General features: G+C 63.2%; 20 protein-coding genes and 1 pseudogene. 15 read left to right on the top strand and 6 right to left on the bottom strand.

The annotated features are described in order from the left end of the window. Positions 1-3 precede the first annotated feature (3 nt). Entirely contained in the window at positions 4-291 is a 288-nt protein-coding gene (locus K0F85_RS25190) for a 2Fe-2S iron-sulfur cluster-binding protein (RefSeq protein WP_219118598.1), read from the top strand. A 1-nt stretch (position 292) separates the two neighbouring features. Here K0F85_RS25190 and K0F85_RS25185 read toward each other — a convergent pair whose 3' ends face one another. Further along, the gene (locus K0F85_RS25185; RefSeq protein ID WP_219118597.1) at positions 293-604 is read right to left on the bottom strand and encodes a hypothetical protein; all 312 of its coding nucleotides are present in this window, start codon (positions 602-604) and stop codon (positions 293-295) included. A gap of 102 nt (positions 605-706) precedes the next feature. Between K0F85_RS25185 and K0F85_RS25180 the strand changes: the two genes are divergently transcribed. Together K0F85_RS25180 and K0F85_RS25175 are read left to right on the top strand one after the other, a co-directional pair. Then, positions 707-976, top strand: coding sequence for a MoaD/ThiS family protein (locus tag K0F85_RS25180; protein WP_219118596.1), 270 nt, complete (start codon positions 707-709; stop codon positions 974-976). Positions 977-990: 14 nt separating this feature from the next. Further along, positions 991-2018, top strand: a pseudogene (locus K0F85_RS25175) (WD40/YVTN/BNR-like repeat-containing protein). On the opposite strand, the gene K0F85_RS25170 reads toward K0F85_RS25175, so the two are convergent. Then, positions 1991-2614 carry a TetR/AcrR family transcriptional regulator gene (locus K0F85_RS25170; protein WP_219118595.1) on the bottom strand — a complete coding sequence of 208 codons (624 nt, stop codon included), beginning with the start codon at positions 2612-2614 and terminating at the stop codon, positions 1991-1993. The pseudogene K0F85_RS25175 and the gene K0F85_RS25170 sit on opposite strands and share 28 nt — an antisense overlap. A 169-nt stretch (positions 2615-2783) precedes the next feature. Between K0F85_RS25170 and K0F85_RS25165 the strand changes: the two genes are divergently transcribed. Continuing rightward, positions 2784-3827 (top strand): MBL fold metallo-hydrolase, encoded by a 1044-nt coding sequence (locus K0F85_RS25165; protein ID WP_219118594.1) that lies wholly within the window; start codon positions 2784-2786, stop codon positions 3825-3827. A 7-nt stretch (positions 3828-3834) separates the two neighbouring features. Here K0F85_RS25165 and K0F85_RS25160 read toward each other — a convergent pair whose 3' ends face one another. Next, positions 3835-4167 (bottom strand): hypothetical protein, encoded by a 333-nt coding sequence (locus K0F85_RS25160; protein ID WP_219118593.1) that lies wholly within the window; start codon positions 4165-4167, stop codon positions 3835-3837. 433 nt (positions 4168-4600) lie between these two features. Here K0F85_RS25160 and K0F85_RS25155 point away from each other — a divergent pair, with 433 nt between their 5' ends. Beyond that, positions 4601-5614 carry a substrate-binding domain-containing protein gene (locus K0F85_RS25155; protein WP_219118592.1) on the top strand — a complete coding sequence of 338 codons (1014 nt, stop codon included), beginning with the start codon at positions 4601-4603 and terminating at the stop codon, positions 5612-5614. Between the two features lie 54 nt (positions 5615-5668). Here K0F85_RS25155 and K0F85_RS25150 read toward each other — a convergent pair whose 3' ends face one another. Both K0F85_RS25150 and K0F85_RS25145 read right to left on the bottom strand, forming a co-directional pair. Then, complete coding sequence (locus tag K0F85_RS25150) at positions 5669-9265, bottom strand: indolepyruvate ferredoxin oxidoreductase family protein (RefSeq protein WP_219118591.1); 3597 nt, start codon at positions 9263-9265, stop codon at positions 5669-5671. Positions 9266-9459: 194 nt separating this feature from the next. Continuing rightward, positions 9460-10401 (bottom strand): LysR substrate-binding domain-containing protein, encoded by a 942-nt coding sequence (locus K0F85_RS25145; protein ID WP_219118590.1) that lies wholly within the window; start codon positions 10399-10401, stop codon positions 9460-9462. A 138-nt stretch (positions 10402-10539) separates the two neighbouring features. Between K0F85_RS25145 and K0F85_RS25140 the strand changes: the two genes are divergently transcribed. Further along, positions 10540-11766 carry an HD-GYP domain-containing protein gene (locus K0F85_RS25140; RefSeq protein WP_219118589.1) on the top strand — a complete coding sequence of 409 codons (1227 nt, stop codon included), beginning with the start codon at positions 10540-10542 and terminating at the stop codon, positions 11764-11766. On the opposite strand, the gene K0F85_RS25135 is transcribed toward K0F85_RS25140, so the two are convergent. Then, complete coding sequence (locus K0F85_RS25135; protein ID WP_219118588.1) at positions 11763-12809, bottom strand: GGDEF domain-containing protein; 1047 nt, start codon at positions 12807-12809, stop codon at positions 11763-11765. The genes K0F85_RS25140 and K0F85_RS25135 overlap by 4 nt on opposite strands. A gap of 481 nt (positions 12810-13290) precedes the next feature. On the opposite strand from K0F85_RS25135, the gene K0F85_RS25130 reads away from it, so the two are divergent. The 9 genes from K0F85_RS25130 to K0F85_RS25090 all read left to right on the top strand — a co-directional run bounded on the left by K0F85_RS25130 (position 13291) and on the right by K0F85_RS25090 (position 20655). After that, positions 13291-13473 (top strand): Flp family type IVb pilin, encoded by a 183-nt coding sequence (locus K0F85_RS25130; protein ID WP_034752975.1) that lies wholly within the window; start codon positions 13291-13293, stop codon positions 13471-13473. A gap of 54 nt (positions 13474-13527) precedes the next feature. Beyond that, positions 13528-14061 (top strand): prepilin peptidase, encoded by a 534-nt coding sequence (locus K0F85_RS25125; protein ID WP_219118587.1) that lies wholly within the window; start codon positions 13528-13530, stop codon positions 14059-14061. A 93-nt stretch (positions 14062-14154) separates the two neighbouring features. Then, positions 14155-15528 (top strand): ATP-binding protein, encoded by a 1374-nt coding sequence (locus K0F85_RS25120; protein WP_219118586.1) that lies wholly within the window; start codon positions 14155-14157, stop codon positions 15526-15528. After that, on the top strand, positions 15525-16379 hold the full coding sequence (cpaB, locus tag K0F85_RS25115; protein ID WP_219118585.1) for a Flp pilus assembly protein CpaB: 855 nt from the start codon (positions 15525-15527) through the stop codon (positions 16377-16379). The genes K0F85_RS25120 and cpaB overlap by 4 nt, the downstream gene beginning before the upstream one ends. A 32-nt stretch (positions 16380-16411) precedes the next feature. Next, positions 16412-17836: a type II and III secretion system protein family protein gene (locus tag K0F85_RS25110; RefSeq protein WP_219118584.1), complete on the top strand. Its 1425-nt coding sequence runs from the start codon at positions 16412-16414 to the stop codon at positions 17834-17836. A gap of 16 nt (positions 17837-17852) precedes the next feature. Continuing rightward, on the top strand, positions 17853-18155 hold the full coding sequence (locus tag K0F85_RS25105; RefSeq protein ID WP_219118583.1) for a hypothetical protein: 303 nt from the start codon (positions 17853-17855) through the stop codon (positions 18153-18155). After that, a complete protein-coding gene (locus K0F85_RS25100) occupies positions 18145-19572 on the top strand; it encodes a pilus assembly protein TadG-related protein (RefSeq protein ID WP_219118582.1) in 1428 nt (475 codons plus the stop codon). Before K0F85_RS25105 ends, K0F85_RS25100 begins: the two co-directional genes overlap by 11 nt. After that, positions 19569-20051, top strand: coding sequence for a TadE/TadG family type IV pilus assembly protein (locus K0F85_RS25095; protein WP_219118581.1), 483 nt, complete (start codon positions 19569-19571; stop codon positions 20049-20051). The genes K0F85_RS25100 and K0F85_RS25095 overlap by 4 nt, the downstream gene beginning before the upstream one ends. After that, complete coding sequence (locus K0F85_RS25090; RefSeq protein WP_219118580.1) at positions 20041-20655, top strand: TadE/TadG family type IV pilus assembly protein; 615 nt, start codon at positions 20041-20043, stop codon at positions 20653-20655. Before K0F85_RS25095 ends, K0F85_RS25090 begins: the two co-directional genes overlap by 11 nt. Positions 20656-20701 lie beyond the last annotated feature (46 nt).

Below are 20701 nucleotides of genomic sequence, written 5' to 3'. Positions count from 1 at the left end.
CGCATGAGCGCGCCCTTTACCATCACTATCGTCCCTCAAGACTGGCAATTCACGGCCGAGGCCGGCACTACCGTGCTGGCCGCCGCCGAGCTGGCAGGCATCCGCCTGCTCAGCTCCTGCCGCAACGGCACCTGCCGTACCTGCCTGTGCCACATGCCAGAAGGAAAGATACGCTACACGGTGGACTGGCCCGGCATCAGCCCCGATGAACGGCTCGACGGCTACATCCTGCCCTGCGTGGCCGTGGCCGAAAGCGATCTTACCGTGCAGGCGCGCGCCGTGCGTGTCTGACTCAGGACAGCTTGCCGCCCTTGAGCCGCTGCAGCAGCGCGTCCACGCTGTCGCTCACGGGCAAGCCGTGACGGCGCAGCAACTGTACGTGCAGCACCAGGTTTTCCAGCACCAGCTTGGCCGCCACGGCCAGCAAGGCCAGGTTGCGGTCTTCCGGGCTGAAACTTTCCATGGCGTCGGCCATCTCGCACAGGTGGTTGGCGATCAGCCCGCGCAATTCCTGCTCGTTGAAGGGCAGGTCGGCAAAATCGATGGGATCGGCCACTTCCACTTCCTGCATCAGCACCGCTAGTTCTTCCGGGGTAATCGTCATGCCTGGCCTCCTTGTGTGCTCGACCCTATTTTAGGCCATGCGCCATTGTATCGCTGGCAAAGCGGACTAGAATGAGTCCAGGCCGATGACGTCGAAGGCAACATGGCGCACTTGCATTTTACTCAACAATTATCACGTTTCCTCGACGTTCCCACCGTGGAGGTGGCCGCGCCACGTCTGCGCGCCGCCTTGGAAAGCGCGTTTGTCCAGCAGCCGCGCCTGCGTGGCTATGTGCTCGACGAGCAGGGTGCGCTGCGTCCCAATGTGCTGATCTTCATCGATGGCGCGCGCTGCCGCGAGCGGCGCGAACTCGACGACGTCTTGCGGCCCGACAGTCAGGTGTATATCTTGCAGGCACTTTCCGGAGGTTAATCATGGGAGCAGGCATGGCGCAGCGCGCGTATCTCGGCACCCGCAAGGGGCTGTTCCAGTTCGATGTCGATGCGGCCGGCGCCTGGCAGCTGGCGCTGGTGCAATTCGCCGGCGACCCGGTCTCCATGCTGCTGCACGATGGCCGCGACGGCACCCTGTACGCAGCCCTGAATCTGGGCCACTTTGGCGCCAAGCTGCACCGCCTTGAGCGGGATAGTTCGACATGGCAAGAGATCGCCGTGCCCGCCTATCCGGCCAAGCCCGAGGACAGCAGCGATAGCGTGGACTGGACCTTGCGGCAAATCTGGTCTCTGGCGACCGCGGCGACAGCTGGCAGCTGGTGGAATCCTTGTGGAACGTGCCGCAGCGGGCGCAGTGGTTTGGCGGCGGCTACGACGTGCCCGGCATCCACAGCATTTGCGTCGACCCGCGCGACAGCAGCAAGGTGCTGGTCGGCATGTCTTGCGGCGGCGTCTGGCAAACGGTCGATGGCGGCGCCAGCTGGGGCTTGAGCGCGACGGGCATGCGCGCCGATTACATGCCGCCCGAGCTCGATGAAAACGAGGCCGTGCAAGACCCGCACCGCATCGTGCGCAGCGCCGGCGCGCCGGACGCGCTGTGGTGCCAGCACCATAACGGCATCTGGCGTTCGCGCAATGCCGGCTGGCACTGGCAGGAAGTGAGCACGGCGCCGCTGTCGCATTTCGGCTTTGCCGTGGCCGTGCATCCGCGCGATGGCGACACGGCCTGGTTCGTGCCGGCGCAGTCGGACGTGTTGCGCATTCCGCAGGACGGCGCGCTGGCCATGACGCGCACGCGCGATGGCGGGAAAACGTTCGAGGTCTTGCGCGAGGGATTGCCGCAGCAGCATTGCTACGACCTGGTCTGCCGCCACGGGCTGGCGCTGGCCGACGACGGGCGCAGTCTGCTGATGGCCTCGACCACGGGCGGCGCCTGGTATTCCGGCGATGAGGGCGAGCATTGGCAGACGCTGTCTGCCCACTTGCTGCCCGTTTATGCCGTGTGTTTTGTCACGCCGTAGTAGCACAGGAAGATATCGACGGCCAGCTCCGTCACTTCGCGTCGGCGTGTCGGACCCAGCAGCGGCTCACCGAGGGTGACCTGCGGCCAGAAGGCAAAGGTCTTCAGTGGCGACATCAGCAGGTGCGCCACTTCCAGCGTCTCGCCCGCCTTGATGCGCCCATCTTGCTGCGCTGCGCGGATCCAGATATTCAAGCCCGTTTCCTTTTCATTCAGGCGCGCCACCATGGCTTGCGCGCGTTCGGGCGAGTGGATGGTTTCGCCAAAGATCACGCGCGCCAGGTCGATGAATGCCGCGTCGCACAGCAAGACCATTTTTTGCTCGACCAGGGCCAGCACCTGCGGGCGCAACGGCCGGTCGGCAACGTAGGGTACGGCGGGCTGGGCCACGCTGCTTTCCCACATGCGCTGCAGGATTTCCGCGAACAGTTCGTCCTTGCTGGGGAAATGGTTGTACACGGTACGCTTGGAAACGGCGGCCGTGGCGGCGATCCTGTCCATGCTGGTCGCATCAAAACCGTGCTCGCGGAACTCGGCGATGGCGGCATCGACGATGGCGACGCGCTTGCGGTCGGTGAGGCGTTGCGGTGCGGCCATGGCGGGAAATCTCCTTTGAAAACAATATTTTACACCTCCTGGTTTACTTTGCTTGAAATAGGAACTACACTGTGTAGTGTAATTAAATCCTTGTACATTTTTTACTGGGCCACATATGCACTTGCACGTAGCCGCACGTCGTCTCATCTTTCTGGGAGTCCTGATCATCATGAGTTCTTGCACCTTGCGCGCCGCGCCTGCCGCGCCGACTGAATCGCCACAACGCCTCGAAGGCAAGTTCCGTAATCCCGTGACTATGCACAAGCTGGGCAAGGCAGCCACGCTCAAGCTGCTGTGGACCTTCTTGTTTGACAAGCCTGACAGCACGATGCCGGCCGCCGCCGTTCCCGTGCAAGCCTTGACCCGGGCGCAACTGCTGGCCGCGCCCGATAACAGCCTGTTCCGTCTCGGCCATTCGACCCTGCTGCTGAAACTGAACAATGCATTCTTCCTCACCGATCCCGTTTTTTCCGAGCGCGCCTCGCCGGTGCAGTGGGCAGGACCAAAACGCTTTCACCAGCCGCCCATCAGCATCGCCGACTTGCCGCCGATCAAGGCCGTCATCCTGTCGCACGATCATTACGACCACCTCGACCATGCTGCCGTGTTGCAACTGGCCGCCAAGACCGAGCACTTCCTCACGCCGCTGGGCGTGGGCGATACTTTGGTCACATGGGGCGTGCCCAAGGACAAGGTGCAGCAATTCGACTGGTGGCAAGGCACTACAATTGCCGGCGTGAAACTGGTGGCGACACCATCACAGCATTTCTCGGGACGCGGCTTGTTTGATGGCAATCAGACCCTGTGGGCCTCGTGGGTCATCGACGCACCGGACGTGCGCGTGTTTTTCAGTGGTGATTCCGGCTATTTCGACGGTTTCAAGCAGATCGGCGACAAATATGGGCCCTTCGACGTGACCATGATCGAGACGGGTGCGTATGACAAGCTGTGGCCGGACGTGCACATGCAGCCAGAACAGACCCTGCAAGCCCACCTGGACTTGCGCGGCAAGTGGCTGCTGCCCGTGCATAACGGCACTTTTGACCTCGGCTTACATGCCTGGCATGAACCGTTCGACCGCATCACCGGACTGGCGGCGAAGCAGGGCGTGAACCTGGCCACACCGCAGATGGGCGAGGCGGTCGACCTGGCGCAGCCGCAGAAGGGTAAAAAATGGTGGCTGGCCATGCTGGAAGAGGAGATGGCCCGGTAAAAATGGATCAAGCCCTTACATCGATCAGGCGGCCCAAGGCCTGGCCATAGCTATTCAGCTGGGGTGTGCTTTTTGGCGCCGCCTGGCTGAGCTGCTGCGGTACGGCCACCTTGATCGCCTGGTCCAGTAGCGGCGCCTTGACGGCGGCCGGGGCTTCGGCCTTCGCTTGCTGGCTGCTGCGCTGCGTCTGGCTCAACGATTCCTGTTCCCGCGCCAGTGACTGGCGGCTTTGCGCCAGCTGTTCGCTGTCGCGCCGGACCTGGTTCTGGCCTTGTTCAACCCTGCGTTGCGCCGTGGCCAGCGAGGCTTGCAAGTTGTTGACGGACGTTAGCGTGACCACATTGTTCACCTTTGAAAGTATGCCCAGGCGTGTGCGGAATAGCAAGAAAGCAGGCTTGGGGCGCGACATGTCTGCAGGTAATCTTTACCTGAATCAAGAGTAGGACAAATTCTCTCACAGTGCCAGCTAATTATGTTTTATTGATAATGCTATCGTGCAGACGGGGCCTTGCGCTAGCGGCATGCCGACGCTGCTAAAGTCTTTTTCAAAGTGAGTACCCGCTGTTGCTTACAGCCTTGATTTGCATGCTATTGCCGATGGTACGCAGCGCCGAGAGGAAATTATTTACATTTAAAATGTTGCTCTTTAAATAGTCAATGTATTGTTGTTTTTCTACCATGTCTGTGCACGGTAATGTGCGGCCTGCTTGGCGCTCTGGGCTATAATTGACGGTCAGAGTTGGTTTCTTTTGCCACACAGACAGGTAGTTAACATGAATCTCAAGAGCCTCGCAATTGCCCTCGGCATGTCGAAAACGACAGTCAGCAGGGCGTTGAACGGCTATCCGGAAGTCAATTCCCGCACCCGTGAAATCGTCCTGGCCGCCGCCAAGAAAGTCGGCTACCGGCCCAACCCGCTGGCGCGCAGCCTGGCCGTCGGCCGCACCAATGTGCTGGGCATGATCTATCCCCTGCTGCCCAGCGACTTGGGCGACAGCGTCTTTCTTTCCGTGGTGAATGGCATGTCCGATGCCGTGGAAGCGTCAAAGATGAGCCTGATCATCGCCCCCGTGTCGCCGCAAAACGAACAGCCCTCGTATGAAACCATGGTGCGCGGGCGCCAGGTCGACGGCCTGGTGGTGGGCCGCACCAAGGTGGTCGACGAGCGTATCGCCTACCTGACGAAGGTGGGTTTTCCTTTTGTCGCGAATGGCCGCACGCGCATCGACGCGCCCTATGCGTATTTTGACTACGACAACGATACGGGCATCGACCTGGCCCTGTCCTTCCTGCTGGCGCATGGCCACCAGCGCATCGCCCTGCTGAGCGCGCCGCTGGATTTGCATTTTGCCTATGAGCGCAAGGAAAGTTTTATCCGCTGCATGGCGCAGGGTGGCTTGCAGCTCGATCCCCGTTATTTTCTCGATAATACTTTCGACCGCCGCAGCGGTTACCAGGCCATGCAGCAATTACTGGCTTGCTCGCCGCGTCCCACCGCCGTCATTGTCGACAACCATTTGTCCGGCGTGGGCGTGGTGCGCGCCCTGATGGATGCTGGCATCGAGATCGGCAAGGAAATATCCGTCATCGTCTGGGGCAGTGTGGAAGACACCTTGATCGGCATCAACGTCACTACCATAGCCCAGCCCGACCTGCGCCGCGCCGGCGCCAAGATGGTCGAGATGCTGCAATCCTTGCTGGCCGGCATGCCGCCGGAAAAGCTGCAGGAAATCTGGCAACCGGTGCTGTTGCCGGGGGCCACCGTGGGGCGCTGTCCCGACGCATGAAAAAAAACGCAGCGCCGAGGCGCTGCGTTTTGATGTCCAGGCCAGCTGACGCGCTTATGCCGCGTGCTTCGTTCCCTCGGCCAACACCGCCAGCAATCGCGCCTTGTCCTGGCGATACGTGGCGACGGCCGCTTCCTTGACGTGGCCGAAGCCGCGGATTTTGTCGGGCAGCGATGCCAGTTCCACGCAGGTCGCCAGGTTTTCCGCCGTCAGGTTGGCCAGCAGGCCGGCCAGCAGTTCGCGGTATTCGACGATCAGCGCGCGTTCCATCTTGCGTTCAGCCGTGTAGCCGAAGACGTCGAAGGTGCCACCGCGCAAGCCTTTTGCTTTCGCCAACAGCTTGAAGGCGCGCCACATCCAGGAACCGAACTCCGCTTTCACGAGGTGGCCCTTGGCATCTTTTTTCGCGAACAGCGGCGGCGCCAGGTTGAATTTCACGGAGAAGCTGCCTTCAAACTGCTGCTGCAATTGCTCCACGAAACGGCCATCCGTGTACAGGCGCGCCACTTCGTATTCATCCTTGTAGGCCAGCAACTTGAAATAGCTCTTGGCGACAGCCGTCGACAGCTTCTGGCCCAGTCCCAGGGTGTTTTCGCGGTCGCGTACCTGTTTGACCAAGGTCAAGTAACCCTCCGCATATGCGGCATGTTGATACGCGGTGAGGAACTCCACGCGTTTCTTGATGACGCTATCGAGGCTTTGCGGCATTTGTACGAGGATCGCTTGCGACGGCGTGGCGATCTGTGTCACCTTGCGTACATCGACGGCGGCACGGCGGCCCCACAAAAAGCTTTTCTTGTTCGACGCGATGCCTACGCCATTGAGTTCGATAGCGCGCAGCAAGGCCGCTTCCGTCAAGGGGATGCGGCCCTTTTGCCAGGCGTAGCCGAGCATGAACAGGTTGGCGGCGATGGAATCGCCCATCAGCGCCGTGGCCAGTTTCGTGGCGTCGATGAAGTCGGCCGCGTCCGCGCCGCCCACGGATTCCTCGATCAGCTGGCGTACTTCCGCCGTTGGATATTGCCAGTCGGCATTTTGCGCAAACGTGCCCGGCGGCTGCTCGTGCAGGTTGACGACGGCCAGGCTGCGGCCCGGACGCATTTTTGACACGGCATCCTGCGCGCCAGCCGTCAGCATGTCACAGCCTAAAATCAGGTCCGCTTCGCCAGTGGCGATGCGCTGGGCGCGGATATGCGCCGGGGAGGCGGCGATTTTCACGTGCGAGGTGACGGAACCATTCTTTTGCGACATACCCGTCATGTCCAGCACGGAGGCGCCCTTGCCTTCCAGGTGCGCCGCCATGCCCATCAGGGCGCCCACGGTGATGACGCCCGTGCCGCCGATGCCGTTAATCAAGATGTTGTAGGGCGCGTCGCAAGCGGGCAGGGTAGGCTCCGGCAGCGGGCCGAAGTTGTCCGTCTCGCCCGGCTTGCCGGCGCCTGTTTTCGTCTTCTTCAGGCTGCCGCCTTCTACGGTGACGAAGCTGGGGCAAAAGCCCTTGGCGCACGAGTAATCCTTGTTGCACGAGGATTGGTCGATGCTGCGCTTACGGCCAAATTCCGTTTCTTTTGGCAAGATCGACACGCAGTTCGATTGCACGCCGCAGTCGCCGCAGCCTTCGCAGACGGCGTCGTTGATGACCATGCGTTTGGCCACGTCCGGGTACTCGCCTTTTTTGCGGCGCCGGCGTTTCTCGGCCGCACACGTCTGGTCGTAGATCAGCACGGACACGCCTTGTACCTCGCGCAATTCGCGCTGCACGGCATCCATGTCCTTGCGGTCGTGCAAGGTCACGTGGGCGGGCAGGTTGGAGCGGTCGCTGTAGCGCGATAAATCTTCCGTGACCAGCGCGATGCGGGCGATGCCTTCGGCCGCCACCTGTTGCGCCATCATGGGCACGGTGATCAAGCCGTCCACGGGCTGGCCGCCCGTCATGGCGACGGCATCGTTGTACAAAATTTTGTAGGTGATGTTCACCTTGGCCGCTTGCGCGGCGCGGATGGCCAGGTAGCCCGAGTGGAAATACGTGCCGTCGCCCAGGTTCTGGAACACGTGCGGCAATTCCGAGAACGCGGCTTGGCCTATCCACGGCGCGCCTTCGCCGCCCATGTGCGTGGTCAGCTTGTTCATTTCCGGGTAGATCGAGGTCGCCATCACGTGGCAGCCGATGCCGGCCAGCGCCAGGCTGCCGTCCGGCACCTTGGTCGAGGTATTGTGCGGGCAGCCCGAGCAGTAGAAGGCGGGGCGGAATGGCGTATTCACGGCCTTCTTCAATACCGCATCCTTGGCATCGAGGAAACTCAATCTTGCCTTGATCAGGTCGCAGGTGACGGGGTCGGAAATCAGGCGCGCGATGCGGCTGGCGATGACACGCGCCACCTGCGAGACGGAAAAGTCCGCCTTGGACGTCAGCAGCCATTCGCCGCGCGGCGCCACCCATTCGCCTTTTTCATCGAACTTGCCGATCACGCGCGGGCGCACGTCGTCGCGCCAGTTGTAGAGCTGTTCCTTGAGCTGGTATTCGACGATCTGGCGCTTCTCTTCGACGACTAAAATTTCATCGAGGCCTTGCGCGAATTCGCGCACGCTGTCCGGTTCCAGCGGCCATGGCATGGCCACCTTGAACAGGCGCATGCCGACGTCGGCCGCCATCTTCTCGTCGATGCCCAGCTCTTCCAGGGCTTCGAGCACGTCCAGGTAGGATTTGCCCGAAGCAATGATGCCCAGCTTGGCGTTCGGGCTATCGATGGTGGTGTGGTTGAGTTTGTTTTCGCGTGCGTAGGCCAGGGCCGCATAGATCTTGTAATCTTGCATCAGCGCTTCCTGGTTGCGCGCTTGCTGGCCCAGCGGGATGCTCGACAGGCGCGCGTTCAGGCCGCCTTCGGGCATGATGAAATCCTGCGGAATCTTCACTTCCACGCGGAACGGGTCGGCATCGATGGAAGCCGACGATTCGACCGTGTCGGCCAGCGCCTTGAAGGCCACCGTGCAGCCGGAAAAGCGCGACATGGCCCAGCCATGGATGCCCAGGTCCAGGTATTCCTGCACATTGCATGGATACAAGACGGGGATCATCGAGGCCGAGAACAAATGGTCGGACTGGTGCGGCAGGGTCGACGAATACGCGCCATGGTCGTCGCCAGCCACCAGCAGCACGCCGCCCAGCTTGGCTGTGCCAGCATGGTTCATGTGCTTGAAGACATCGCCGCAGCGGTCCACGCCCGGGCCCTTGCCGTACCACATGGCGAACACGCCGTCGTACTTGGCCGGGCCGATCAGGTCGACCTGCTGCGAACCCCAGACGGCCGTGGCCGCCAAGTCTTCGTTGACGCCGGGCACGAACTGCACGTGGTGTGCTTCCAGTTGCTGCTTGGCTTTCCACAGGTTTTCATCGAGGCCGCCCAGCGGCGAGCCGCGGTAGCCGGAAATGAAGCCGGCCGTGTTGAGGCCAGCTGCCTGGTCGCGCAGGCGCTGCATCATGGGCAGGCGCACGAGGGCCTGGATGCCGGACAGGAAGATGGCGCCGGAAGTGGCCGTGTATTTGTCGTCGAGGCTGACGCTGGTCAAGCGGGAAGGTTCAAGCGGTGTAGATGGCGCGGCACCGGCGTTTCTAGCGAACGCTGCGGAGCCGTTTTCCGTGGTCACGGACATGGCTGTCTCCAAAAGGGTGTTTCAGATAACGGCTGTACAAGGTGCGCGCCCGGTAAGGCGCGCGCTGTGCAGACGGGATGGCCGCGTGTGGGCGGCACATAACTAGTTTAAATTTAAAATAGTTAATATGGTCAGTGTAGAACGCGCAGGAGGAAGGGGCAAATACGCTTTGGAGATGGGGGTATAAGAAATACTTATGTCATGGGCGAGAGCACGTTCGCCCCCGCCCAGCGCCCGCTGCCGCACAGTTCGGCGGCCACTTGCAGTACGAGGTTTTTCACGGCATTGCCTGCATTCGTCAGGGGAATGTTTTTTGACGCGCACAGGGCCACCGTGCGCGACAGGACGGGGCTGTGGATGGCGTAGCTGCGCATGGCGCCGCTGTCGAGTTCGGCCAGCAGGGGCGCGGCCGGCAGGATGGTGGCGCCCATGCCGGCCAGGATGGCCGATTTCAGGATGGCGATCGAGTTGATCTCGATCACGTTCACCGTCTCCAGGCCCAGTTCGCGCGCGCGGCTGTCGATGCGCGGGCGCACGCCATGCTGCAGGCCCGGCAGGATCAGGGTGGCGCTCAAGGCTTGCTGGAACGACATGGCGTGGCCGGCGGGCGCGAACGGCGAATCGCTGCGGCAGATAAAACGCATCTCTTCTTCCACCAGGGGGATGCAGGCAAAGGGTGTCAGCTGGCCATCGTCGAACAGCACGGCCAGGTTGATGCGGCCCGATTTCAATTGTTCGTTCAGATTGCCCGTGATTTCTTCCGTCAGTTGCAGGGTGATTTCGGGATAGCGTTCGCGCGCGGCCAGCAGCAAGGGCAGGGCCAGTGCGCCGGAGATACTGTGTGGCAAGCCCAGGGTGACATTGCCGGACGGCCGCGTGGCGCTTTGCGTGACCGCCGAGCGGGCGTCGGCCACCTGTTTCAGGATCGCCTGCGCATGTTCGTAAAACACCTTGCCCGCATCCGTGCTGAGCACGCCCTGGGCCGAGCGGTGCAGCAGCTGCACGCCCAGTTCCTCTTCCAGTTGGCGCAACTGCTGCGTCAGGGCCGGCTGCGCCACGTGCAGGATCAGGGCCGCGCGCGACAGCGAGCCGTGGTCGACGATGGCAACAAAGTAGCGTAGTTGGCGCAGTTCCATGGGTCCCAGACGCGGTGCGGTGATCGGAAAAAACAGGCTGTTGCGCCGCGGCGCCGAACGCGACCGGCAGAATAACAATTTTGTTATACTCATTCTAGCGCCTTCGGTGCTCCAGCCGTGTACTTGTGGGATGACAGCATGCTCAAGAAAGTTGATTCGTCTCAATTAAAAGTGGGCATGTACATCCACGACCTCAGCTGCGACTGGATGACCCATCCATTCGTGCGCAACCGTTTCCTGTTGCGCAGCGATGATGAAATCCGCAAGATCGTGCAGGCCGGCATCCACGACGTGGTGATCGACAGCGGCAAGGGCCTCGATGTGCAGGATGCGCCCACCGTGGCGCAGGCGCGCGCCGCCACCGAGCGCGAGCTGGTGCAGATCGCCACCCCGCCGCAGGTGGTCACGCGCGTGTCGCTGGGCATGGAACTGGCCCGCGCCACGCAGGTGCGCCGGCAGGCGGTGAGCCTGGTGCGCACGGTGATGGCCGATGTGCGCCTGGGCAAGGCTGTCGAAATCGACCGCGTGCAGCACACCGTGCAAGATATTACCGAATCGATCCTGCGCAATCCCGGCGCCCTCGTCGGCTTGTTGCGCATCAAGAGCAAGGATGATTACACCTTCTTGCATTCCGTCAGCGTGTGCGCGCTGCTGGTGGCATTTTGCCGCTCGCGCGGCGTCGATGGGGCCATCACGCACCAGGCCGGCCTCGGTGGCTTGCTGCACGACACGGGCAAGGCCCTGGTGCCCGACAGCGTGCTGAACAAGCCCGGCCCTTTGACGCCGGAAGAATTTGCCATGATCAAGCGCCATCCGCGCGACGGCTATGACATCCTGCGCCAGTCGCCCGAGGTGGGCGCGATTCCCCTCGACATCGCCTTGCACCACCACGAACGGCGCGACGGCAGCGGCTACCCGGACCAACTGGCCGGTGACGCCATCAGCGAGCTGGCGCAGATGGCCGCCATCGTCGATGTGTACGATGCGCTGACGTCCGACCGCAGCTATCACAAGGGCATCGCCGCCGCCGAAGCGCTGCGCAAGATTTATGAGTGGAGCAAATTTCATTTCAACCCCGTATTCGCGCAGGACTTCATGCGCTGCGTGGGCATCTATCCGGTCGGCACCATGGTGATGCTGGAATCGGGCCGCTTGGCCGTTGTCGTCGAGGCGCACGAAAGCAATCTGCTGGCGCCGAAGGTGAATGTGTTTTTCAGTACGAAGAGCAAGACTTACATCAAGCCCGAGACGGTTGACCTGTCGCGCGGCTTTGGTTTTGGCGGCGCCGACAAGATCGTCGGCCATGAGTCCGCTGCCAAGTGGCAGGTTGATCCCATGCGCTTTCTTTCCCTGGCGGATGCCTAGAAAAATTCCGCAGTGTCATTGGAGGCGATGGTCGTTAATAAACCTTTCGCTACCAACTCGTCGTAATGGCAAGCCAGGTTGCGGCCATGGCTCTTGGCGTAATACAAGGCCTGGTCTGCACGGCCCAGGATGATGACGGGCGCCTCGTAGGCGTTGATGCTGACGAAGCCGACGCTGACGGTCACTCTGCCCACTTGCGGGAAGTCGTGTGCTGCGACATTGGTGCGGAAGCGGTCGATGATTTTCTGCGCATTTTCCAGGGTGATCGAGCGCAGCAGCACGACGAATTCCTCGCCGCCGAAGCGGAAGATACGGTCTTGCGCGCGGAATGACGATTGCAGCTGGTTGGCGATCAGGATCAGCACTTCATCGCCATACAGGTGGCCAAATTTATCGTTGACCAATTTGAAATGATCGACGTCGATCACGGCCAGCCATTGCCGTTCCGTGTCCGTATGGTGACGCCGTTCTTCATCGACGGGACGCGGCTTCTCTGCTTCCGGTTCGCCGCGGCTATGCAGGATTTTTGCCAGCTGGTCGTCGAAGGTCTTGCGATTCAACAAGCCGGTGAGCGAATCGCGTTCGCTGTAGTCGAGCAGGTTCTGGAAATTGCGGTACACGCTGACGATGCCGCCGATCACCTGGATGGTGGCGCCCGTGTACGGCGTGGGGTTGGTGATTTCCAGGCAGGTGGTGACCTGGTCGCCGATCCAGATGGGCAGCCACAGCAGATGGCGGCCGTCGGCGCACAGGGTATCGGCGCTCGCTTCATGGCGCGCGATGCAGGCGGCCAGCGCCGGATAATGCGACAGCGGTTCGCCCGGCAGCGACGGGTCGGGATTGTCTTCCATGCGGGCCACGCTGCCCGCCACGATGATGGCCCGCGACCGCACGAACACCTGGCCGCGCACGGTGGTCAGGGCCAGCACACGGGTCTGCGACGCGGCAGCGAGTTCCTGGACCGCCGAGATCACGGAGATGTCGAGCATCGTGTGGTCGCGGTGCCCGGTCATGTCCACCATGTGTTTCAGTAGGGAATCCATTGTCAATCTCTGGAAAGTAGTCACACAAGTGTCGTCATACCAGCATTGCATCAAGCAAGAGCATGTTCGCGTCCGTCTACAAGAAGCCAAGATTTATTTGGTGGCATGACGCTCTGTACCGCCGGGCGAGAGGCCTTTCCAAAGAAGAGCTAAGCAGGATAATGTCTTTTTGCCTAATAGGCAATTAAGGTATGCAATATTTCATGTAAATACATGAGATTCATGCACTACATTGCAAAAAACTTGCCCTGACGAAGGATTTCAATCCTGATCGCAACATTTGTTTGCGTCAACCGTCATATCAACAGGGTTTGATAATTTCCATATGGAAACTTGTGGCGCGTCAATTTGCCAAAAAGTGGACGCTTTATAGTCTAGGCAATGGCGCAGAAATTTACGGCAGGAAACATATTAGCAGGAATGGGCAATGTTTCACACCCGATTGCGCCAGGGACTTGTGATTCACTTTTGGGAGCTTGTCATGCATACCTTCCTGTCGGCAGTACAGCAGTTTGTCAAGGATGAGGATGGCATTACGGCAATCGAATACGGCCTGATTGCGGCCTTGATGGCTACCGCCATCACTGCCGGATTCTTGCTGATCAAGACCAACTTGCTGGCCGTCCTCACCGACATTTCGTCGAACCTGGTGTTGACGCCCTAAGCGGGTGCCCGCCATCGGCCGGCCGGTGGCGGGTTTTTCTTCAGGAGGTATGCCATGCCTGCAACTGCCTTGTGCGACCTGCTGTTGCTGTGCTTTGTGACGGGGGCCGCCGTCAGTGATTTGATGCGCCGCAAGATACCCAATGCTGTGGTGTTGTCCGGCATCCTCGCCGCCCTGGCGCTGCAGCTGTGGCTGTGGCCGCAAAGCGTGCTGCCGCTATGGCTGGGCGGCATGGCGACGGGCTTTTTTCTATTCCTGCCCTTGTACGTGCTGCGCGGCATGGCTGCCGGCGACGTCAAGCTGATCGCCATGGTGGGCGCCTTTGCCGGGCCCTGGCCCGTGCTGCAGATCTGTTTCGCGACGTTTGTCCTGGGCGGGCTGATGGCCGTGCTGATGATTACGTACCAGGGAAAGTGGCGCGCCTGCCTGGGCAATCTGCGCCAGCTGCTGTGGCCGATCATCGCGCGCATGGCCGGTATTGCCCTGGTGCCAAACGCACTGGGCAGCGGTGCCAGCGTGGGCAACATGCCATATGGACTGGCCATCGCCCTCGGTTGCCTGGTGGTGCAAGGGCGGCATTATTTCTGATTGTTATTCATTGCTCTTGATCAATGGGCGCCAGTCCGCGCTGGCTAGAATGAATTCTGTTGAATGCAGTCTTAACCGGCTTGGAGACACAGCATGACCGAGGTCGACTATTCCCTCAGCACCGAGAGCGCGCCGCGCCCCGCCGCTGCGAACCTGATGCCGCCCTTGCCGCCGCAGCCGAAGAGCTTGCGCGAAACGGGCCTGGAGCGACCGCTGGTGGTCGAACTGATCGCCAAGCTGATGTTTGTGGGCGGCAAGACGCACCTGTCCGCACTGACGACGCGCTTGCGCCTGTCGCTCAATGTTTTGCGGGAAGTGCTCGATTTCATGGTGGCCGAGCAGATGGCCGAAGTGGCCTGGCGCGGCGAATCCGATATCGACGTGCAGTACCAGCTGACGGGCGCTGGCAAGCAGCGCGCCAGCACCTTCCTCGGGCGCTGCGCGTATGTCGGCGCCGCCCCCGTCACGCTGGATGCGTACCGCGCCATGGTGGCGCGTCAGTCGTGGCTGGCGCAGGAGCAGCGCGTCGGCAGCGACGACCTGGCCGCCGTGCTGGGCGGCGCGCATGCGGGGCCGGGCATGCTCGACGTGGTGGGCGCGGCCCTGCATTCGGGGCGCTCGCTGCTGCTGTACGGTCCGCCCGGCAGCGGCAAGTCGACCCTGGCGCTGCAATTGGGTCAATTGCTGCACGGGCTGGTGGCCGTGCCCTACGCCATCGTCGTCGGCCACGACATCATCCAGTTGTACGATCCGGCCCAGCACCTGCCGCCGGCGCCGCAGCATGTCAGCCATGCGCGCCAGGCGCTGGAGCGGCGCAGCACGGACATCCGCTGGGTACTGTGCCAGCGTCCCGTGATCCACGTGGGCGCCGAACTCGACGCCGGCATGCTGGAGCTGCGCCATGACGCCAGCGGCGGCTGCTACCAGGCGCCGCCCCATGTGCGGGCGAATAACGGCATGCTGATCATCGACGACCTGGGCCGCCAGCGCCTGGGCGCGCAAGAACTGCTGACGCGGCTGATGCAGCCGCTGGCGCGCGGCAGCGATCAGCTGGGTCTGCCCGGTGGCGTGCAGATCAGCGTGCCGTGCGACAACGCTCTCGTCCTGGCCACGAATGTGCCGCCGGGCGAGCTGTTTGACGCCGCCTTGCTGCGCCGCATCGGTTACAAGGTGCAGGTGGGACCGCTGGCCGAGAGCGCCTATCGCGCCCTGTTCCGCCAGCAATGCCGGCTGGCCGGCATGGCCATCGATGAGCTGACCCTGAACCATGTGTTGCACCTGCATGGCGCGCAGGGACGGCCCTTGCTGGCCAGCTATCCGCAGGAATTGCTGGCGCGCATAGGCGACTTCGCCGGCTTTGCCGGCAGCGAAGCGCGCTTGACGGTGGGCGCCCTGGAACAGGCCTGGAGCAGCCTGTTTGCCAGTTGCGACATGCCGGCTGCCAGCCTGTGCGAGCGCATCGCATGAAAAACCGGCGCGCCCTCCTGATGATGGGTCTTGCCGTGGTGCTGGGCCTGCTGGCCGTGCTGCTGGCCTCGCACTGGCTGCTGCGCCAGACGCCGGCCGTCAAGGGCAAGATCGTCGTCGCCGCCAGCGATGTCAACCTGGGTCAGCGCCTGGCGCCCGAGATGCTGCGCCTGGCCGAGTGGCCGGCGGAAAGCTTGCCGCAGGGCGCGCTGCAAGACCCGGCGACACTGGCGGGACGGGTGCTGAAAACCAGCGTGCTGCGCGGCGAGCCGCTGAGCGAAGCCAAGCTGGCCCCCGTCGGCACCCTGGGCGGCCTGTCGGCCCTGATCACGGAAGGACGGCGCGCCATTACCGTGCGCGTCAATGACGTGATCGGCGTGGCCGGCTTCGCCTTGCCGGGCAACTATGTCGACATCATCGTGAGTACCCAGCAGGATGCCGGCGACCGCGCGTTTCCGCACAGCCGCAACATTTCCAAGATCGTGCTCGAACGCATCCTGGTGCTGGCCGTGGCGCAGGAAGTGGGACGCGACGAGACCAAGCCACGCGTGGTCAATGCGGTGACGCTGGAAGTGACGCCGGAACAGGCGGAAAACCTGGACCTGGCGCGCAGCGTGGGCAGCCTGTCGCTGGTGCTGCGCAACCAGGTCGACCCGCAGCCGGGCGTGACGGCGGGCGCGACCAAGCTGACCCTGCTGGGCGGACCGCACGAAGCGGACCCCGTTCCTGCTGCCGCGCCCGTGCTGGCCGTGGCGCCGCGTCCTGTGCGCGTGGCGAAGGCGCCGCTGGAGTCGCCGCGCCAGTGCAGCGGTGTCATCGACGGGACGCGCCAATCGCGCGAATGCTTTTAGGCTTGTTGCCTTGCTCAACCATGGACACGCTCATGAACCGCGCCCTGCTGATACTGTGCTGCCTGCTCTCGCCGCTTGCCGCTGCGGCGGCCGATCCTGGCCCGCGCTGCGGCGGGGAAGCGGCTACACCCGGCAACTTGCAGCTACAGGTGGGCAAGTCGAGCATGCTGCGCCTGCCTGAAGCGGTACAGCAGCGCAGCGTCGGTAATCCGGCCGTGGTGCAAGCCATGCTGGTGGCGCCCGACACTTTATATGTGGTCGGTGTCGATGTGGGCAGCACGAATATGCTCATCCAGGGACGCAGCGGCGTGTGCAGCGTGGTCAACGTCAGCGTCAGCATGGACCCGGTCGGCTTGCAAACGACCCTGGCGGCACTCATGCCGGAAGAAAAAACCATCCGCGTGACGGCCGTGGCCGACACGATGGTGCTGTCGGGCACGGTACAGGATGCGGGCGCCGTGCTGCGCGCCGTCGAGCTGGCGCACGCCTACGTGCGCCGCGCCACCGTGCCGCTGGTGCTGCCCAGGCCCGCCGATGGCGCCGCCACGCCGGTGGCCGCTGCGGCGCCCGCTGGCGGTGCAAACAGCCGCATCATCAACATGCTCGACGTCGGCGCGCCGCAGCAAGTGATGCTGGCCGTGCAGATCGCCGAAGTGTCGAAGTCCCTGCTGGAACGGCTGGAAGTGGGCGCCACTCTGCGCTTCGCGTCCGGCAGCTGGGCCACCACCTTGCTGTCGAATTTCCTCAGTGGCACGTCCAACGGCGTGCTCGACGTGCGCAAGTCGAATGGCCAGCAGCTGACCATCGAGGCGCAGAAACAGGATGGCCTGGTGCGCATCCTGGCCGAGCCGACAGTGATGGCGATCAGCGGTCAAGAGGGCAGTTTTTTGGCCGGTGGCAAGCTCTTCATTCCCGTCGGCCAGGATAACAACAAGATCACCCTGGAAGAGCGCGAGTATGGCGTCGGCCTGCGTTTTACCCCCACCGTGCTGTCGGGCGGGCGCATCAATCTGAAGGTGGCGCCCGAAGTGTCGGAACTGTCGCGCGAGGGCGTGGGTATTTCCGCCGCCGGCGCCAGCGGACGCTCTATTTTGCCCGTTATCACCACGCGGCGCGCCTCGACCACGGTGCAGCTGTATGACGGCCAGAGCTATGCCATCGGCGGCTTGATCAAGAACAACCAGGTGAGCAACATCACGGGCGTGCCCTGGCTCAGTGAAGTGCCCATCCTGGGCGCGCTGTTTCGCAGCACGGATTTCCAGCACGACCGCACGGAGTTGCTGTTCGTCATTACCGCGCACCTGGTGAAACCTTTGCCTGCCGACGTCGTGCTGCCGACGGCCAAGCTGGCGCCGCCTTCGCGCACGGACTTGATGTTGGGCGGCAAGATGGAAGGAACGCCGGCGCCGCCGCCCTTGCCGCCGCTGCGCGCGGCCAACGGTTTCGAGCTGAAATGAGACGGGGAGACGTGCCATGCCGAACTCGCTTTTGATGTCGCTGCGGCGCCTGGCAGCGCTGGCCCTGGCCTTGCTGCTGGCCGCCTGCGCGTCCAGCAGCACACCGCAACTGGACTTGCGCTTCGGCGACGCCGTGCGCCTGGCCATGGCGCAGCAGGTGCGCGCTCCGGCCAGTGCGGGCAATCACACGCCGGCCGACGGCCTCGATGGTCCCAGCGCGCAGGCCGTCATGCAGCGCTACCGCGCCTCGTTTGCGGAATCGCATGCCCAGGCGCCGCAGCCGGTGCAATTCATGCTCGGAGGCGGTAGTGGCAAATAGACGCCAGGGCCAGCGCGGGGCGATGCTGATCGCCTTTTCCATCCTGCTCGTCGTGGTGCTGGGCTTTATCGGCCTGGCATTGGACGTGGGGCAAGTCATCGGCCGCAAGACGGAACTGCAGAATCTGGCTGACAACGCTGCGCTGGCGGCGGCTGCGGAACTGGTCGGCACGCCCGAGGGTCTGCTCACTGCCGTGGAAAAAGCCAAGAGCAGTGCGGCCGACAGGAGCGCATGGCGGCGCCGCATGGAGGGCGCCGTCCTGTCGGATGCCAGCATCCGCTTCGCCAGCGCACCCGACGCGCCCGCCAGCGAGTGGCATGCGGCGGGCGCCGTGCCCGATCCTGCCACGGCACTGTTCGTGCGCGTCGATACGCAGGCCAATGACCCGTCGCTGGGTCGGGTGGCGACGGCGTTCCTGGGTGCCTGGTCGCCGGCGCTGCGCACGCTGGACACGGGCGCGCGCGCGGTGGCAGGGCGGTCCAGCCTGTCTCTGACCCCGCTGGCCATTTGCGCGCTGTCGGGCAGTGCCGCCAGCCCGCGCACGAATGCGGCATTGCTGCCGGCCGTGGAGTTGCTGGAATATGGCTTTCGCCGCGGCGTGGCGTATAACTTGTTGAAGCTGAATCCGCATGGCCCGGCGGCCGAACATTTCGTGCTCAATCCGCTGGGCCGGCCTGGCATGCTGGGATCGTCGCTGCAGGTCAGTGAGTCGAGCGTGCTGCCGTTTGTCTGCAGCGGCACGGTGCTGTATCCGCGCATCGGCAGTGCGTCGGTGCATGTGCACCGGCCCTTTCCTGCCGCGCTGTGGCCCGCCTTCAATGCGCGTTTCAACCTGCATACGGGCAGCGGCTGCCATCCCGTCACGGCGCCGCCGGACACGAACATCCGCGCGTATCCGAATACGGCGACTAACTGGTGGATGACGAATACGCCCGATGCGCCCAGCGCCCTGAGCACCGGCAATCCGCTGCTGTCCGTGGCCGACCCGGAATCGAACGCGACGCCGCCCACGCTCGGCAGTTACGGGCCGCTGTGGTCGTTTAGCAGGGCGGCCAGGTACAGCAGCGTGAAGCCACCCGGCGGCTATCTGCCGTTTGCCACCAGCGACTGGCCCAGGCTGTATCCCGCTGCTCCGGCCGCGCCGGCTGCCAGGTCCGGCTATCCTGCCACGCCACCATACCAGACGCTGGCTTACCAGACGGCGCCGACCGGCAACACGGGTGTGGCGCAGCGGCGTTTGCTGCATATTCCGCTGCTGGCTTGCCCCGTGCCGGCCGGTATTGACGTGCTGGCCCAGGTGCGCGGCATCGGCCGCTTCATGATGACGGCGCCGGCCAGCAATGGCGTGCTGAGCGCCGAATTTGCGGGTCTGGTGGCCGAGGGTACGCTGATCGGCCCAGCGGAGTTGCTGCAATGAAGCCGCTTCGCCGCGCGCCACGTCGCCAGGGCGGTGTCGCCGCCATCGAGCTGGCGCTGATCCTGCTGTTCTTCATGGGACTGCTGCCCTTCGTGCTGCTGTTCGGCCGCGCGCTGCTGGTGTACACGGCTCTGCAAAAAAGTACGCACGATGCGGCGCGCTACCTGGCGACCATGCCGCTGCCGCAGATGGCCAATGCCGATGCGGCGGAACAGGGTGTCGTGTTTGCCCGGCAGATGGTGCGGCAGGCGATGTTGGAATCCTGGCCAGGCATGAGCAGCGGGAAAGTCAACGTGGATTGCATCTATAACGATGACTTTTACAGCTGCGGCAACTACCCGACGGCGCCGCTGCAGGTACGCATCAAGGTGTCCGTGGACATGCCCGTCGATATCCTGCCCGAGCTGACGCGCAAGTGGCTGCCGCAGCTGGCGCCGATCCCGCTGCGTGCGAATGCGACATTGCGCTATGTCAACTAACCTGTATATCCGGCAGCGGCGGCAGCGCCAGGGCGGCGTCTTCGCTGTCGAGTTCGCCATGCTGGCGCTGCTGTTCTTCCTCTTCCTGTTTGCCATGCTGGAAGTGGCGCGCGCCGTGTACGTGTGGAACATGGTGCATGAGATCACGCGGCGCGCGGCGCGCGCCGCCGCCGTCACCGATTTCAGCCATGCCGGCGCCTTGCAGGCCGTGCGCACGCAAGCCGTGCTGCGCGCCACTCCGGGGGGCCTGCCGCTCGGTGGCGGCATCAGCGATGCATATGTGCGCATCGACTATCTGTCGCAGGCCGCTGGCGGCGCCGCGCTGGCGGCAGTGCCGGTGACGGTGATGCCAGGCTGTCCGCAACGCAACCGCATCAATTGCCTGGACGATCCGCATGGCGCCAGTTGCATCCGCTTCGTGCGCGCGCGCCTGTGCGTGCCCGCCGATGGCGCGCGCTGCGAGCGCGTGCCGTACCGGCCCGTGCTGCCGCTGCTGGGGGTGATGTTTCCCGCTGGCGCAGGGGCCGTGCGTTTGCCCAGCGGGTCCACCATGGCGGTGGCAGAGTCGCTGGGCTATCCGGACAATCCTGGTTTTTGTCCATGAGCGCCCATCGCCCGGCGCAGCCGAATGTATTGTTTTGAATGAAGGA

Source organism: Janthinobacterium sp. UMAB-56 (assembly GCF_900095265.1).
In the GTDB taxonomy this organism is placed as follows: Bacteria; Pseudomonadota; Gammaproteobacteria; order Burkholderiales; family Burkholderiaceae_D; genus Janthinobacterium.
This window is presented reverse-complemented; position numbering and strand designations above follow the sequence as displayed.